Raw genomic sequence first — 16087 nt, forward strand, 5'->3', positions numbered from 1 at the left:
AGGCTCAGCGCACCGAACCGGACGCTACCGAGTTGCCGGTAAAGAAGTTCTCCGGCTTGCGCGGTATGACGCTGTAGGTTTCACCGTTGAGGCTTTGCACGACGCTGTAGGTCTTGGCTTGCAGGTTGTAGATCACCACCGGTTTCACCACGACTGCCGGGATCGAGGGCACCACGAATGGCAGCACCTGGGACACGCGCCACAGTTTGCCCTCGGCGTCGTAGCCATCGACCAGCGACACCGTCCAGCTGTCTTCATCGATGAAGAATTTGCGCTTGGGTACGGCATGGCGTTTGCCCGGGGCGACCGTGGCTTCCAGTTCCCAGACGCGATGCAGTTCCCAGCGCACCTTGTCCGGATTGAGGTGGTTGGCGACAAAGGCATCCTCACGTTTTTCGGCGTTGAATTTGTTGTCGTTGTACGGGATGTACAGTTCTTTCTTGCCGACCAGCTTCCAGTCATAACGATCCGGATGACCGATGAAACCATGCACCTCATCGAAGTAGTTGGCACCGGATGCCACGAAGTCCGGGGTGTCATAACCCACGGTCGGCGCGCGGCGAACGCGACGCTGGCCGACCAGGTACTGCCAGGCTTCCCGCGGTTCCTGGGCGTTGATGCTGTCGTGCGTCACCAGGGACTCGCCGGCCTTGAACGGCGGTTCGTTGGTCAGGAAACGCAGCAGCGCATACTGCCCGGACCACTTGTCCACGGCGCCGTCCTTGAAGTAGTACGGGTACTGCCAATTTTCGACGCCACGGCTGGCCAGGGTGCGGGTGCCGTCCGCATTGCCAATGATGTTGGCGTAGCCCATCTGGATGGATTCGGCTTCGACCCGCAGCAGGAAATTCCAGATGACCTCATTCCCGGTTTTCGGGATCGGAAACGGAATGCCGCCGTAACAGCCCTCCACCGACAAGCCGTTACTGGTGGTCTTGCACTGGGTCGCGTTGGTAAAGGTGTTCTGGTAGACGCTGTCGGGGGCCGCGGCGGTTCGATGGGTCGGGTACACATCGAGGTGGAAGGTCTCGGGATATTTGGCCAGCAGGGCTTTGGTCCCTTCGCTCAATTTATCCGCGTACTGCGCCGCGTTCTTCGCGGTGATCTGCAACAGCGGTTTTTCACCGGGGAACGGATCGGCCGGCACATCGCCGAATTTGGCCCCGGCCACGTCCTTGGTCAGCCCGCCCGTCCAGGCCGGAATCGAGCCATCGGCATTACCGGCTTTTTCGGCCCCCAGAGGGGTCAAGGTGGTCTTGAGCCTGGCCGCCTCGTCAGGGCTCACTGCCGCGAATGCGCTGTTGGCGCACAGAGAGATCGACAGGGTGGAAAGCAACAGCAGTTTAATTTTTGTCATTATCAGGGCCCGCCTGTTCTTTGCTTAAAAGGTTCGCTGGATCGAAAACGCCACGAAATCCCGGTCTTTCATGTTTTGCTGGTAGGTGTACGAGTTGGAGGAGTTGATGATCGGCCCGGCCTCACCGAAAAAGTTGGTGTAGGTCAGCGAGGCGTACCACTGCTTCTTGTAATCGGCCTTGAGGCCCAACGTCAGGTCCCCGCCGTGTTCCGGGCCGAACGCCTGGGGCGTGACCGAAGAGCGCCCGGACGGGTTGTAACCCACGGTGATCGGGGCCTGGACGTCGATGCCGGGGAAGACCTGGAAGTATTGCGGTTCGAAGGTGAAGCGCAGGGCGAAGGCATCGCGCGTGGAGTTGGGGTCAAGCTGATCAGCGTTCCTGGTCACGCTCAATCGACGATTGAACGCCAGCTCACCGACCAATGAAGCACCGTCCCACAGCGCGGATCCGCCATAGACATTGACCATCGACACCTGGGCATGCCACGAGCGGCCAATGGGGTACGCCGGGTTGGAATCATTGTCCGAGCCCAGGCCGGTAATGATCGTGCCGCCGACCCCGGCCAATGGCGTATCAATCCGGATCGAGGTTTCGCCGGCGATGTTGGCTTCGCCGACCAGGGTGCTGAAACTCGCACCGAAGACCTTGACGTCCTCGGGATACACATTGACGAAGCTGTCATCGGCACCGGGAACCAGCGCAGCCGGACGGAAGTAAAACACCGGGGTCTTTTCGTGATACTTCGCGGCGTACAGACCGAACTCCCAGTCCTCGACCGCGAATTTCAATTGTGCACCAAACTGCCCGGAATCCCTGGCATCGATGTCCTTGCCGTGGCGCAGCTCGCCGGTGGGGAAGAACACCCGCTCCCCGCCCTCGCCGACAAAATCCGCGCCGCTGAAGTAGCTGCCTGCCGCGGGAAGGCGCGTCTTGTTCCATTTGAACTGGTAATAGGCGCCGATGCTGACCGTATCGTTCAGCTGCCAGTTGCCGGACACCTGCTGGGTGGGCATCAGGATTTCCTTGAACTGGGAGCTCGGTACCGATTGCAACTTCACCAGGTCGACGGTGGACTGCGCATTGGCGATGCCGTTGGCCCCGAAGAACAGGCTTTCGCCATAGATCTGGGTGAATTGACCGAGCCGCCCGGACAACGAGGTGGTGCCGATTTCCTTCGAGCCATAGACAAAGGCATCGAGGATTTCAGTGTGCTGTTCGTGGATGCGCCGGGTGTCGCTGGTGAACTCGTCGTGCTCGACACTTAACGAGTTGGCAGTGGCGGGTGAGTCGTTGTCATTGTCGTGGTTGTAGACATCGTCGTACCAGGAGGCCGCGCTGAGACGGGCGCCGACGTCCTTGTACTTGATGTCGAATTCGGACAGGACATCCAGACGATTGGAGATGAGCCCACGATCGAAGTTGCGGTCGCCGTCATCCAGGTTGGGGTTGCTGTTGGAGGTGCCAGGACCGACCGCGACCTTGTGGTCGAGTTGGTTCACGCGCCAGGCATTGCTGTACTTGATGGTGTTGTCCCACGTCGCCGACAGATCGGGGTTGCCAGTGTCGATCTGGAAGGCATGCGTGGGCGTCGAGAGGCTCAACAGCACTGTGGCGCTGACCGCGCAGGCAATGCTGGAAACCGGCAACGGGCAGAGCCGCTGGTTGGCTGTTTTCATGAAGATGTTCCTGTTTTTTGTTTTTGTAAAAAGGTCATCCACTCGCAGCATTGGCTGCGAATACCACGGGGCTGCGTATCGCTCGAGCGCCTTCCTTGCCCGCCTTGGTCAGCTCTACTAGTCCGACCATTTATGCGTAAATTCTATTTACTGCATCGAACATCACTTTGTGCACAAAAAATAGGCCTGCACAAATTCAAAGTCAAGAACATTTGCACCAAACAACTTTTTGCGCATAAAATCCATTTAGTGCAAATTCCAGGATGCCCACCATGATCCCCTCCCCCAACAGTCCGCTGATCGAAGTCGCGTTGACCAAGATGAAAAAAGCGATCGTTTGTTGCGAGCTGGCCCCCGGCGAAAAACTCAAGGTCGCCGAACTGTCCAAGACTTACGGGCTCAGCAGTTCGCCGATTCGTGAAGCGCTCAATCGCCTGACCCAGGACGGCGTCGTCGAAGCCAGCGATAACAAGGGATTCAGGGTGGCCCCGATTTCCACCACGGACTTTCGCGACATCACGCGAATGCGCTGTCTGCTCGAATGCGAGGCCTTGGGCGATGCGATCAAGTTCGGCGATGACGCGTGGGAAGCTGATGTGCTGGGCGCGTTTCACCGTTTGAATCTGATCGAGAAGAAGCTGGGAAGCGGCGTGCTGGTGCTCGACGATGAGTGGTCTAACCGGCACAAGGGTTTCCACTTCGCGTTATTCGCGGCCTGCCCATCGCCGTTGATGCTGAAGATGATTGACTCGCTGTTTGACCGGGCCGAGCGCTACAGGCGTTTTTCCGCCAAACAGCGAATCCGGCAACGGCACAAGGGCAATGAGCATCAGGATCTGATGGAGGCTGCGCTGGCACGGGATTCCGACCAGGCGGTGACGCTGTTGCGCAATCACATCCAGGACACGCTGGAGCGCACCATCGAAGCGATCGAACGCCAACAGGCGACGATTCAATAGATCAATCGGTACACCAGAAAAAAGCCCTTCGCCTCGGCACCGCTTTCGTGGACAGTACGAAACGAAGGGCTTGTTTTACCCCTACTGACTCAGCCCTTGCGCAAACCTGAGCATCGGCTCGCTGCCCTCACGCGGTGCAGCTTGCTCAGGCTTCTTGCACCACAGCGCAAGCTCCATCCCCTCCAGCAACTCCATCGCCCAGGCCACGGTGACCGCCCCGCCATACACATAGTGATCCGGCCGCACAATGACCACATTGCAGCCTCGACTCTCAAGCCACTGCGCCAATACCCCGTCAACCTCCTGATAATCATCCGCCGTGCGTGGACCTGGCTGTTGAGCGTCGACCAGGCGCACGACATGGATCGGCAGACCTTTGAGCGATTGACTGCTGCGCAGGCACCTCAGTAGTGCGCTGGCGTCAAACGCGGGAGCAATGACCACCCTGAAAGTCTGGCCGGTAAACTCATCCAGCAGCGCCGTCTTGCCTACATGATCGATGACCCTCGGTTGCGGGAACAGCTCGCCGGCAGGCGCGACTTGGGCGACAAACCCTTGGGACAACCCGGGAATCAGCGACTGCCTGATGGTCCCCTCCGGATTTTCCGTCATCTGCCGGATCAACCGCGCATCGCGGATCGCCGCTTTCTCGCTATCGCGTTCGCAGATCACTGCGCCAAACTCCTTGGCAGCGAGGGTAGTCTGGCGCACATGAGGAATTCGTTCGGCCTGGTAGGTGGTGAGGAACGCCGGGGCGGCCAACCCGCCCTTCACCAGTGCGAGTTTCCAGACCAGGTTCAGTGCATCGCGAATCCCCTGGCACATGCCTTGCGCCAGGAACGGCGGCGTCATGTGCGCCGCGTCCCCAAGGAAGAACACACGGTCGGCTTGCCACTGCTCGAGGATCAGAGCATGGAATCGATAGGCCGATGCTCGCCATAGCTGATAGTCCGTCTCCGGCAACCAGCGTGAGATCAGTTTCCCGATGGCTTCGGGTTGTGAAATCTCCGTCGGCTGTTCGTCAGGATTGATCATGAACTCCCAACGCCGATGCCGACCGGGGCCGACGACAAACGTGCAGGGCCGGGCCAACTCGCAAAACTGCACGTTGGTCTTGGGCAGATGCTCGCCCGCCCCTTCGTTGAGGATCACATCGACCACCAGCCATGGCTCGTCGAACGCCAGATCCTCCATCTTCAGCCCCAGTCGGGTGCGGATCGGGCTGGTGCCGCCGTCACAGGCCAACACATAGTCCGCCGTCAGCGTGCGCTCGGTCCCGTCTTTGGACCGGATGCGCACAGCCGCTTGCGAGCCGGTGCAATCGACCGACAGGACTTCTGAACCGAGCTCCACGGTGACCGACTTCAGGTCGGCAATTTTCCCGCGCAGGGCACGCTCGACGGGCGGTTGCGAAAACACATAGTTCGGCGCCCAACCCAGCGCAAAGGGCGGCTTGGCGGCGTCAATACGCTTGATCAGCGCAGAACCGGTGGTGCGATACTCCGAGGGCCGATAAGGCATGACATGCTCGGCGATCTCATCGGCCAGGCCAATATTGCCGAATACCCGCATCACTTCGTGGTCGAACCCCATGGCCCTGGGATTGGTGTACACCGTCTCGGACTTGTCCACGACGAGGGCCTTGAGTCCCCACATGCCGGCCAGGTTTGCGCACAGCGCACCCACCGGCCCCATTCCAACAATGATGACATCGTAGTCCATCGTCTACTCCGCTTTTTGTTTTTATCCATCGCGACTTCTGGTTGATGAACAGGCTTGCGCATGCCCATCAACCAGGCTTGAACAGCTCCGGTTTACAGGCTATGCGCCGATGCGAACCCGCTGTTCTTCGATCTTCGCCCGAATGCAGTCCTGCCACTCCTCTCGCGTCTGGAAACCGGGACGGCGCCTGCACATGGCTTCGGTTTGCGCCAGGATGACCTCGCTCGGCAGCTCGAGATCCAGGGGTTCCTTGCAGGGTTGTGCGGTGTAGAACGGTGCATCGACATACATCTCGATGGGGTTGCCTTCAGGGTCCTTGAAGTACATCGACCAGGCGTTGCCGTGGTCCACCTGGGCGATCCCTTCGATGCCGCTGTTTTTGGCGAATTGGTAGTAAGTCTTCAGGTCATCCAGCGAGTTCAGCAGAAACGACAACTGATTGATCGGGTTGAATGGCAGGTCCACGGGTTTGCCGTCGAAGAGTACGACCTGATGATGCAACTCGGGGTTCTGCGTCATGAAAAACAGCCGATGCCCCGTTGAAGCGACGCCTTTGTCACTGACGATGAAGCCCAGGGTACGGCAGTAGAAATCGACCATGCGATCGAGGTCGGCGCAGAACACGCCGGAGTGGGTGAAATTGATAGTCGGTAATGCGGGCATCTGGAACCTCCAGTTCTTGTGATTGTGCAGAGGACAACGCTCAGGCTTCGTCGATCACGCCATTCGATAGCGTGCCGATCTCGGTAATGACCACTTCGAAAACGTCACCGGGCTTGAGGAAGATCGGTGGATTGCGCTTGAAGCCGATCCCGCTCGGTGTACCGGTGGCCAGAATGTCGCCCGGGTTCCATGCCAGTGCTTTCGATACATAGGAAATCAGATGCGGAATGTCGAAGGCCAGCTCTGAAAGACTGCCCTCCTGCAACTGCTCGCCATTGAGTACCCCTCGTACCACAAGCTTACGGTAATCGGGAATTTCCTCAGCGGGAATGAGCCAAGGGCCCAGCGCCCCGGTTTTCCTGAACGTCTTGCCCATGCCGTACTGGTGCGTATGGAATTGCCAGTCGCGAACGCTGGCGTCGTTGAAGCAGGTATAGCCGGCGACGTGATCCATCGCATCGGCCGGATCGATATGCGCGCCACCCTTGCCGATCACCACCGCCAGTTCGGCTTCGAAATCGAACTGCTCTGATACCTGCGGCCGCACCAGTGGTTCTCCATGGGGCAGCAGGGTTTCGGCGAAGCGCTGGAAAATCACCGGAAATTCCCCGACCTTTCTGCCGGCCTCTTCGGCGTGAGCCACATAGTTGATGCCGACGCAAATCACCTTCCCTGGATTGGGTATGACTGCTTCCAGTTGAACGCTTGAAAAGGGGTAATCGGGTGGCGCGGCTTCTACTATCTGGCGTGCCTGCTGCATCAGGGCCGGTTCGCCAAGAAAGGATGCGAGATCCGCAGCCTGTGCAAAACGACCGGTGAGTTCGACCACCCCGTCGCCGATCACGGCGCCGTAATGCGCCTTCCCCTCTTTGCGGTACGAAATCAGCTTCATGTTCTTCTCCTGTTTTTTGTGCACAAAAACTAATTACTTGCACCATACATCATTAAATGCATAATTCGGAAGACCGGTTCAAAAAAATAACGAGCTGCATGAAGCTCTCGGCTCTGGAGATGAAGGTATGTCGCTGGTGATGGTTCGCAAGATCAAACTGGACGTCGAAGAGGTATTCCACGAAGGCGGGCCGCGCTCGTCGGTCCCCCTCAGGATAGCGGTCGCCACCGCCGTGGTCGTCAACCCTTATGCAGGTCAATATGTCGAGGATCTGCTGCCGTTCATGCAGCAATTAAGAGGGTTGGGCGCGCAATTGTCCGAGCAACTGATCCATGCCCTGGGCGGCGCCCGTCATGTACAGGCCTATGGCAAGGGCGCCATCGTTGGTGAAGACGGCGAACTGGAACACGGTGCGGTCTGGCACGAAGCCGGTGGCTGGGCTATGCGCGAAGCCCTGGGCAACCCGAAGGCGATCGTGCCGGCGGCAAAGACCATCGGCGGCCCCGGTTGCCGGGTGATGATCCCGCTCGGGCACATCCAGGCGGCCTATGTGCGCAGCCACTTCGGCGTGGCTGAAATGACCGTATGGGACGGCCCTCGTCGCGGCGAAATCGCTTTTGGCCTGGCCATGGCCACCGGCGGGCGGATTCATGCGCGACTCGGCGGCCTGGCCGCCACCGAGGTGAAGGGCGAAGACGGCTTGCGTTAATCCCGAAGATTTGAAGCGTGCACCCCCATAAAAATAATATGTATGTTGGAGAACATCATGACTGCAAAAACTATGCGCGCCGCACGTCTGTATGAAGGCGGTAAACCCATGGTCATCGAGCAAGTGGCCGTGCCCGCAATTCGTCCGACCGAAGTATTGGTCAAGGTCAAGGCCTGCGGGATCGTGCCGAACCTGCACAACATCCTCACCAACTGGGTCAAATGGTTCCCGCAGAACCCGTTGCCAAAACTCCCGGCGATTTTCGGGCTGGACCCTGCAGGTATCGTCGAAGCCGTCGGCGCCCAGGTTTACGACTTCAAGGTCGGTGACCGGGTCTACGTCAACCCGGGCCGCCACTGCGGTTCATGCCGGCCCTGCCGCGCGGGCAACACCATTGCCTGCACGGCCTATACCTTCAACGGGTATTTCGGCTTCACCCCGAAAAGCCCGCGCATGTTCGAAGACTATCCCTACGGCGGCCTGTGCGAATACATCCCTGCCCCGCAATACAGCCTGGTCAAACTGCCGGACAACATCAGTTTCGAGACCGCCGCGCGCCTGGGTTACCTGGGCACCGCCTACAAGGCCTTGCTCAAGGCCAAAGCTGGCCCAGGCAGCACGGTGCTAATCAACGGCATCAGTGGCACGCTTGGTTTGGGCGCGGTCGCCCTGGCGCTGGCCATGGGTGTGCGAAAAATCCTCGGCACCGCGAGAAACCAGGAACTGTTCCAGAAAGTAAAAGACCTGGCCGCCCCCGGCCGGATCGAGATTCATACCCTCGGTACGATGCCCACCCACGAATGGGCTTATGAAGTCACCCACGGCGAAGGGGTCGATGTAGTGATTGATGCCCTGGGCCCGGGTGCGCCACACGAAAGCCTGACCCAGGCACTCAAGTCCCTGCACCGCGGCGGGCATCTGGTGAACGTCGGCGCCATCGCCGGCGAAGTCCCGATCGACCTGCACTGGATCATGGACAACGACATCCAGATCAGCGGCTCGGCCTGGTTCACCACCGGACAAGGCCAGGACATGGCGGACATGGTTGAATCCGGGGCGCTTGATCTCTCGTTCTTTGAAAACACCGCCTTCAGCCTGGAGGACGTCAACAGCGCGATCAGCGGTATCGAAAACCGGCATGGCGGTTTCAGCAACTACGTCATCTGCCCTTGATTGAACCCGGCCAGGGGAGTGCTACCCCCTCCCCTGGCTGACTCCTTGACTGCTCGTTGAGTACTCCATATGAAGATAAGAAGAATCGTCACCGGCCACGACGAACAGGGCCACTCCGTGTTCGTTTCCGATGACTTTGCCCCAAGAGCCCAATCCTTTGCCTCGATACCAGGGCACGCCATGGCGCAACTGTGGACCACTACCGCCCTCCCGGCACTGCTCGGACAATCAAGCGACCCAACGCTCGATCGCGCCTCGCTGATCCCTTCTCAAGGAGGCACCAGCATCGCCATGTTCGATTTTCCACCCGACACCGTGATGCACAAACCCTTGGATGGCGTGCAGGCCTTTAACGAGCTGAGTGCCGCCCTGCCCGGCCTGATCGAAAGTTTCGAGCCGTTAAATCCGGGCATGCACACCACTGCCACCATCGACTACGGAATCATTCTGGAAGGTGAGATGTGGCTGGAACTGGATAACGGTCAGTGCCGCCTGGTCAGGGCGGGTGACGTGGTTATTCAAAATGGTACACGGCACGCATGGCGCAACAAAAGCGAGCGGATTGCCCGGGCCATGTTCGTGATGATCGGTGTGTCACCTTCAGAGAAATCGGCTCTGTAGTTTTTGCTTGTCCATGCTCTGACTCAAGGATTCTTATGGCCAGCGTCGCTTATCGGCTGCTCGGTATTTCCGGCAGCCTGCGTTCACAGTCAACCAATACAGCGGTACTCAAGGCTCTCGCCACTCGATTGGGTGATCAAGCGACCATGAGCCTGTTTTCCCTGAACGATATCCCCCTTTACAACGCAGACCTGGAAACAGCGGCATTGCCTGCATCGGTGACGGCCTTGAAAGAGGCGTTATCCCAGGTCGACGGCTTGATCCTCTGCTCGCCGGAATACAACTACGGCACCAGCGGCGTGCTGAAAAACGCGCTGGATTGGGCCTCCCGCCCGGGCTTCAATTCACCGCTGAAAAACAAACCGGTGCTGATCATGACCTCCTCGCCCGGGGTGCTCGGTGGGGTGCGTGCCCAGGCTCAGCTGCGGGAAACACTGTCGGCCACCTTGTCCCGGGTCATTAGCGGTCCGCAGATAGTCATTCCCGGGGTCACTCAGAAGATTCAGGGCGGCAGCTTTGTCGATGAAACGACGATCGAGTTCATGCTGGCAGCTGTCGATCAGTTGGTGGCCGAGATCAGGCTATTGGCTAGCGGTCCAGTCTCATAAAAGTGGCAAGACGACACCCGATGGCTTCCCTCTACAAACCAACGATAAGGTGACATTGCAATGAGCCAATCCATGAGCATCAATCAATTCAAGGCCATTTTCGGCGAGTCGATTGTGGCCTGCCTCGCGGCTACCGTCTGTGCGCTGCTGATTGACGCCCCGGTCTGGGCCATGTTCATTGGATGGATCGCTTTTTTTACCCGCGGCGTCACGGCGCGTGACGGGGCGATCAATCTGGCCTGTGTGCTCATCGGCCTGGCCATTGGCATCGTGGCCGGCGTGGCCGGTGCCGCACTGGCGCCTCACCTCGGCGCCTGGAGCATCACCCTGCTGGTGCTGGTGGTGACGCTGGTCGTGCTGTCCCTGCAAGTGCTGCCCTTGATCAATAATGTGCTGGCTTCCTTCCTGGGCCTGGTCGGCTACTTCGCCTCGCAGCTGCCGCCGACGCTCGAAACCTTTGTCGAGCTGTCAACGGCCTCTACGCTGGGCGTCATTGCCGGGCTATTGGCCAGCCTGGTGAAGAAACGCTGGAGCGGGCAGGAGGTCAATCGGGGCCATATCCATGAGCAGGCATCGACCCCGCCCGCGGCAGTTGAAGGCTGCGATCATGGCTCACCAGATCGAGGCGCCCGCCCTACAGATCGGTGATTTCCTTATGGCGCGGCACCAGCACCTTCATCACGCTCCACGCCACCAGGTAGGCCAGCGCACAGATGGCAAACATGATCATGTAGCCGGTATGGATATCGTTGATCGTTTTGTAATAGTCGAACACCCAACCGCCTAACTTGGTCATCGCAACGCCGCCCAAGCCGCCCGCCATGCCACCGATGCCGACCACCGAAGCAATGGATTTTTGCGGGAACATATCGGACACGGTCGTGAAGATATTGCACGACCACGCCTGGTGCGCCGAGGCGCCCACGCCGATCAGCAGGACCGGCACCCAGAAACTGATGTAGCCCAATGGCTGAGCCAGCAACACCAGCAGCGGGAAGAGTGCGATCACCAGCATGGCTTTCATGCGACCGTCATACGGCGCGTCGCCGCGTGCCATGAAGTAGCTGGGGAACCAGCCACCGCCGATGCTGCCCACCATGGTCATGGTGTACAACACTGCCAGCGGCAACACGATGGCCTGGCCCTTCATGCCGTATTGCGCCGACAGGTAGGTCGGCAGCCAGAACAGGAAGAACCACCACACGCCGTCGGTCATGAATTTGCCGAAGGCAAAGGCCCAGGTCTGGCGGTAGGTCAGCAGCTTGAACCACGATACTTTTTTAGCGGCGGCAGCCGAGTCGGTGCCGGCGAGCGCTTGCGCACCCTGATCGCTGCGGATGTAGGCCAGCTCCGGCGCCGACAGGCGTTTTTGCTGCTCCGGTTTTTCGTACAGCGCGATCCATACCGCCACCCAGACAAAGCCCAACGCACCGATCACGATGAACGCCGCTTCCCAGCCCCACAGGGCGGCAATCAGCGGCACGCAGATCGGCGCCAGGATCGCGCCGACATTGGCCCCGGAATTGAAGATACCGGTGGCGAAGGAGCGCTCCTTCTTCGGGAAGTATTCGGCGGTGGCCTTGATCGCGATCGGGAAGTTGCCCGCCTCACCGATCGCCAGCACGGCGCGCGCCAGCATGAAGCCGGCAATCGAGACCGGGATGACGGCAAGGCCCAACGCGCTGCTCAGGGCGCCGATCCCCTCGCCCATCGGTACCGCAAAGGCGTGCATGATCGCGCCGGTCGACCAGATGCCGATCGCCAGTACATAGGCGGTCTTGGTGCCGATCTTGTCGACCACGCGACCGGCAAACAGCATGGAAATCGCATACACAAACTGAAAGACGGAGGCGATGTTGGCGTAATCGGTATTGCTCCAGCCAAATTGCGTCGACAGATCCGGCGCCAACAGACTCAGGACCTGGCGATCCAGGTAATTGACGGTGGTGGCAAAAAACAACAGCGCGCAAATGGTCCAGCGATAGTTGCCGACAGCCTGGCCGACTCGTTGCGGGATGTGGGGCTCGTTCAGATTCATAGCATCACTTTATTGTTGGATTATGCTGATGATTGCTCGGTTTCAAGCGAGATCAATTGACTCGAGGAGCATCGGCAAAACGCTGCAACAGGCCGGCTGTATGGCGCGGCAAGCAGCCAGGATTCGAACCATTGGAGGGGGCATTGCGGGACGTGGACAAGCGGGCTGAATTCATGAGAGGTCGACACTTTTTATTTTTAGAGATGAACAGCCGAATGATTCGTCTGTCGTCGTACAACTAGGCTTTTTTATATCGAATTTAGTACCTGGCTGTCAATCTGAAACAACCGCCGCTCGTCTCAAAGGGTCCGGTACATATGGCAATTTTGCGCTCACTGAGCGCTGACAATCCTTTGATTTCCAAGTGTAAGGACAAGGGATATGAAGCAACGTTGTACGACAACGCGCCTCGTGTGGATGAAGGCTAGGCTGTAAAAGCGATCCAGGCATGTGCCCCTTGGGCAGCTGCGAATCTCATGGCTGCAACTGAATCCCCTAATCCTGCGTCAACCGCCGCTGCCACACGCTGAAGGGTGAACTGAAATGAAAAAACCGGTATTCATTCTTGCCTCCCCCAACAGCGCCGATGGCGAGCTTTCACCCATGTCCATCGGACGAATTGAGCGAGCGGTCCAATTGCAGCAAATGCAGCCCGATGTCGTGCTCCTGGCGACGGGCGGGTTCGGCGATCATTTCAACATGTCCAACACGCCACACCGCGAGCTGGTGCACCAGTGCTTGTTCATTCGAGGCGCAGCGATTGACAGAGCGACACCCGCCGACCTGCTTAGCGCCAATACGGTGGAAGACGTTTGGATGATCATCGCCTTTGCGCGCAAACGCGGTTGTGCGGACTACGGGGTAGTCACCTCGAGCTCTCATCTGAAGCGTTGCCGCTACATATTTGAATGTCTTGATCCAACTGCCCGAGTTGATTTTTTTGCCGCAGACGACTCGACGAATCCGGACGACGCCATCGGCAAACACGAGGTGGTTGCGATGGAGCGCCTCGTCGCGCAAGGAGGCGTCATGATCGGTGAGGTCCTGCACCCCCATCCCGATGCCCCGGTCCGGCAAGGGCGCTGAGCCTGGTCACTCAAGACCGGGAGGCTGTTGAGCGAGATCGGCCTCTCTCTGCCAGGCCCGCTGCAACAGCGTGACGACCTCTGCATCCGAAGTCTGGGAAAGATCCATGTACCAATGGCCTATCGACATGAACCAATCCGGTACGACGGGACAGATCAGCTCATCCACCTCACGGCGCAACGCCTCCACCGTCTCGATCGGCCCCACCGGCACGGCGACGACGATGCGCGACGGGCTCGGAAGCTTTTACGATGGCGGCCAGGGTTTAAATAGGACGCTTCTGATGGGTGTGTAAGACGTTTCCGTATTTTTTGAAGCCGGTAAGTCAATTAGCCCTGTTTGCGATGCCTCCTACACCAACCGCTCAATTTTCTGATGCTGCCAGACCATCTTGTAATACGCCGTCTGCAACACCAGCATCCCCAGGTACGCCACCGGAAATGCCATCCACACGCCCTGCAATCCGAAGTGCCCGTCCATCACATACGCCACCGGCAACTGCACCCCGACCACGCAGAAAATCGAAATCGCCATCGGCACCAACACCGATCCGCTGGCACGCATGATGCCGCCGATGATCGCCTGGAAGCCGAACACCAACAGGCTCCAGAGCATGATGTGCAACAGATGCTCGGCCTTCGCACGAGTGATGTCATCCGTGAGGAACAACCCCAGCAACCAGTGCGACAACAGATAACCCAACACCACCAACCCGCCAGTCAGGCACACGTTGATCAACAACCCCGTGCGCAGAATCGGCCCGATGCGCTCGATGCGCCCTGCCCCGATCGCCTGGGCACCCAGGATCGACGCCGTGATCGCAATCGACAACGCCGGGAACTGCACATAATTGACGATCTGCGTCACCGCCCCATACGCCGCCGTCGCCTGGGAACCGTGCTGATTCACCAGCGCCAGAATCACCAGCTCCGACATCGACAACACCACCATCTGCAACCCGGTCGGCAACCCGATGCGCAACACCTTGCCGAGAATCACCAGGTCCAGGCGCATCGCCGCAAACATCTGCCGATCCGGCGCCAACGGATGCCCCTTGCTGATCAAGCGCCATGCCAGCCACGCCATCGCCGACAGGTTACCCACCAACCCCGCATACGCCGCACTCTGAATCCCCATCATCGGCAACCCCAGCCAACCGCGAATCAACGCCGGCGTCAGCGCCAGGCCGATGCAGGTCGACACCAGCAACGCGATCAGCGGCGACACCGTATCGCTCACCCCGCGCAACAGTTGGGTGAACAACACGTAGACCAGCAGAGACGGCATGATCCACATCATCACCTGGGCATAGGCCACGGCGTCGTCCAGCACGTCGGCCGGCGTGCCGAGGCCTTGCAGGGCGGGTCTTGCGAAAACGCTGCCCAATATTGCCGCTACCAGACCGATCATTGCGCCCAGGAGCAGCGTGGTGCCGGCGATGGTTTTCACCAGATGTTGTTCACGCGCCCCCCAGGCTTGACCGATGAGTACCCCCGCACCCGCGCCGAGGCCGATGACCTGGGCGATGAAGAAGAACACGATCGGAAACATCCCGGAGACGGCAGCCAGGGCCTGGGTACCGAGCATCTGGCCGATGTAGATGCTGTTGATGGTGCCCGACATGGATTGGAGGAAATTGGAGAGGACCATGGGGGCGAGGAAAAGCAGGTAGGTTTTCCAGAGGGGATGTTGGGTGGTCGGGGTTTGCATTGGGTGGAGGTCCGTCTCGACTGCGGGGTTGGGATTCTAGAGGATAGCGTTAGCGGCGACGAACAAAGTTAAATGGACGCCTCGGGAGGTGACTTCGATCCCGAGCATCGTGGCGTAACGGTCCTAGGACGACCCTAATAGTTCCTACGCAAACCTCGGAATCCCTAACCTTGCCCGCCGATCCGATGAAGCTTATAGTCCGCCCCGTCGCCCACAATGGCGATTCAGGTTTGGCGACCTGACCACAGAGAATGCGAGGGCTCCAGGCTTTATTGCAGGGGTCGTCGCACCCGCAAAGCCGCTGTTATGGCGGCTGTGCGCGGGAGACCTTCGGGTCTGCCGGTGTTCTCTGTGCCGGTTCGCCAACCTGCGCACAGCTGCCACCCAATCGTTTGGCGACGACTGAGTGACGGCCTTGAGCCAATCAAACAGAGATCTTCAAATGAATCGATACATCCCCCTCACCGGAATCGACCTGATCCCGGCCTCCCTGCTCATCGACACCCAAGCCCCCCTCGACGTTCTACAAGCCGCCGCTGATTACCGCATACGGACGGTTACGCAGGTGCTGGAAAACATCGCCTTTCGCGCCGAGCTAGGTTGCGACACGGTGGTGTTGAAGGACTTTTCTAAGCTGTTGGCCATTCCGTTACGCGACGGCTGTGACTTGATGGACGTGATCGGACGACGCTTGCGAGCACAGGCGAAGGAGTAAGTAAAAACGGGCGCCTCAATGGGCGCCTGTTTCTGCAATTGCGATTTGTGTGCAAACGCGTTTGAAGGATCCTTTCGTGAACCCATTGACCGAAGTCATCGCACAAAAAAAATGTGAAATAAAATGTGCAGAAAATTTCGTTTAAATAGCCTTAAAA

At 59.0% G+C, this 16087-nt stretch carries 15 protein-coding genes and 1 pseudogene; 8 read left to right on the forward strand and 8 right to left on the reverse strand.

What is annotated here, in order from left to right:
* Positions 1-4: 4 nt before the first annotated feature.
* A complete protein-coding gene (locus ELQ88_RS21770; RefSeq protein ID WP_138967658.1) occupies positions 5-1357 on the reverse strand; it encodes a DUF1329 domain-containing protein in 1353 nt (450 codons plus the stop codon).
* 24 nt (positions 1358-1381) lie between these two features.
* On the reverse strand, positions 1382-3034 hold the full coding sequence (locus ELQ88_RS21775) for a DUF1302 domain-containing protein (RefSeq protein ID WP_138967659.1): 1653 nt from the start codon (positions 3032-3034) through the stop codon (positions 1382-1384).
* Positions 3035-3306: 272 nt separating this feature from the next.
* Here ELQ88_RS21775 and ELQ88_RS21780 point away from each other — a divergent pair, with 272 nt between their 5' ends.
* Positions 3307-3993, forward strand: coding sequence for a GntR family transcriptional regulator (locus tag ELQ88_RS21780; RefSeq protein ID WP_138967660.1), 687 nt, complete (start codon positions 3307-3309; stop codon positions 3991-3993).
* 81 nt (positions 3994-4074) lie between these two features.
* Here ELQ88_RS21780 and ELQ88_RS21785 read toward each other — a convergent pair whose 3' ends face one another.
* From ELQ88_RS21785 to ELQ88_RS21795, 3 genes are all read right to left on the reverse strand, one after another.
* Positions 4075-5715 carry a bifunctional 3-(3-hydroxy-phenyl)propionate/3-hydroxycinnamic acid hydroxylase gene (locus ELQ88_RS21785; protein WP_138967661.1) on the reverse strand — a complete coding sequence of 547 codons (1641 nt, stop codon included), beginning with the start codon at positions 5713-5715 and terminating at the stop codon, positions 4075-4077.
* Positions 5716-5814: 99 nt separating this feature from the next.
* Positions 5815-6378 carry a VOC family protein gene (locus tag ELQ88_RS21790; protein ID WP_138967662.1) on the reverse strand — a complete coding sequence of 188 codons (564 nt, stop codon included), beginning with the start codon at positions 6376-6378 and terminating at the stop codon, positions 5815-5817.
* 40 nt (positions 6379-6418) lie between these two features.
* Positions 6419-7270 carry a fumarylacetoacetate hydrolase family protein gene (locus tag ELQ88_RS21795; protein ID WP_138967663.1) on the reverse strand — a complete coding sequence of 284 codons (852 nt, stop codon included), beginning with the start codon at positions 7268-7270 and terminating at the stop codon, positions 6419-6421.
* A gap of 127 nt (positions 7271-7397) precedes the next feature.
* Between ELQ88_RS21795 and ELQ88_RS21800 the strand changes: the two genes are divergently transcribed.
* The 5 genes from ELQ88_RS21800 (at position 7398) to ELQ88_RS21820 (ending at position 11029) form a co-directional block, all read left to right on the forward strand.
* On the forward strand, positions 7398-7979 hold the full coding sequence (locus ELQ88_RS21800; RefSeq protein WP_138967664.1) for an amino acid synthesis family protein: 582 nt from the start codon (positions 7398-7400) through the stop codon (positions 7977-7979).
* Positions 7980-8036: 57 nt separating this feature from the next.
* A complete protein-coding gene (locus ELQ88_RS21805) occupies positions 8037-9152 on the forward strand; it encodes an alcohol dehydrogenase catalytic domain-containing protein (RefSeq protein WP_138967665.1) in 1116 nt (371 codons plus the stop codon).
* 69 nt (positions 9153-9221) lie between these two features.
* Positions 9222-9773 carry a cupin domain-containing protein gene (locus tag ELQ88_RS21810; protein ID WP_138967666.1) on the forward strand — a complete coding sequence of 184 codons (552 nt, stop codon included), beginning with the start codon at positions 9222-9224 and terminating at the stop codon, positions 9771-9773.
* Between the two features lie 35 nt (positions 9774-9808).
* On the forward strand, positions 9809-10381 hold the full coding sequence (locus ELQ88_RS21815; protein WP_138967667.1) for an NADPH-dependent FMN reductase: 573 nt from the start codon (positions 9809-9811) through the stop codon (positions 10379-10381).
* Between the two features lie 72 nt (positions 10382-10453).
* Positions 10454-11029 carry a DUF1097 domain-containing protein gene (locus tag ELQ88_RS21820; protein ID WP_228761546.1) on the forward strand — a complete coding sequence of 192 codons (576 nt, stop codon included), beginning with the start codon at positions 10454-10456 and terminating at the stop codon, positions 11027-11029.
* On the opposite strand, the gene ELQ88_RS21825 is transcribed toward ELQ88_RS21820, so the two are convergent.
* On the reverse strand, positions 11016-12419 hold the full coding sequence (locus tag ELQ88_RS21825; protein WP_128870886.1) for an MFS transporter: 1404 nt from the start codon (positions 12417-12419) through the stop codon (positions 11016-11018). The genes ELQ88_RS21820 and ELQ88_RS21825 overlap by 14 nt on opposite strands.
* A 543-nt stretch (positions 12420-12962) precedes the next feature.
* On the opposite strand from ELQ88_RS21825, the gene ELQ88_RS21830 reads away from it, so the two are divergent.
* On the forward strand, positions 12963-13505 hold the full coding sequence (locus tag ELQ88_RS21830) for a YdcF family protein (protein WP_138967668.1): 543 nt from the start codon (positions 12963-12965) through the stop codon (positions 13503-13505).
* A 6-nt stretch (positions 13506-13511) separates the two neighbouring features.
* Here the strand turns inward: ELQ88_RS21830 and ELQ88_RS34775 are convergent.
* Both ELQ88_RS34775 and ELQ88_RS21840 read right to left on the reverse strand, forming a co-directional pair.
* Positions 13512-13742: pseudogene (locus ELQ88_RS34775) on the reverse strand (phosphoribosyltransferase); the annotation flags it as partial.
* 114 nt (positions 13743-13856) lie between these two features.
* Positions 13857-15215, reverse strand: coding sequence for an MATE family efflux transporter (locus ELQ88_RS21840; protein ID WP_138967670.1), 1359 nt, complete (start codon positions 15213-15215; stop codon positions 13857-13859).
* A 442-nt stretch (positions 15216-15657) separates the two neighbouring features.
* Here ELQ88_RS21840 and ELQ88_RS21850 point away from each other — a divergent pair, with 442 nt between their 5' ends.
* Positions 15658-15930 (forward strand): hypothetical protein, encoded by a 273-nt coding sequence (locus tag ELQ88_RS21850; RefSeq protein WP_138967674.1) that lies wholly within the window; start codon positions 15658-15660, stop codon positions 15928-15930.
* Positions 15931-16087: the final 157 nt, after the last annotated feature.

It is taken from the genome of Pseudomonas sp. MPC6 (assembly GCF_006094435.1).
In the GTDB taxonomy this organism is placed as follows: domain Bacteria; phylum Pseudomonadota; class Gammaproteobacteria; order Pseudomonadales; family Pseudomonadaceae; genus Aquipseudomonas.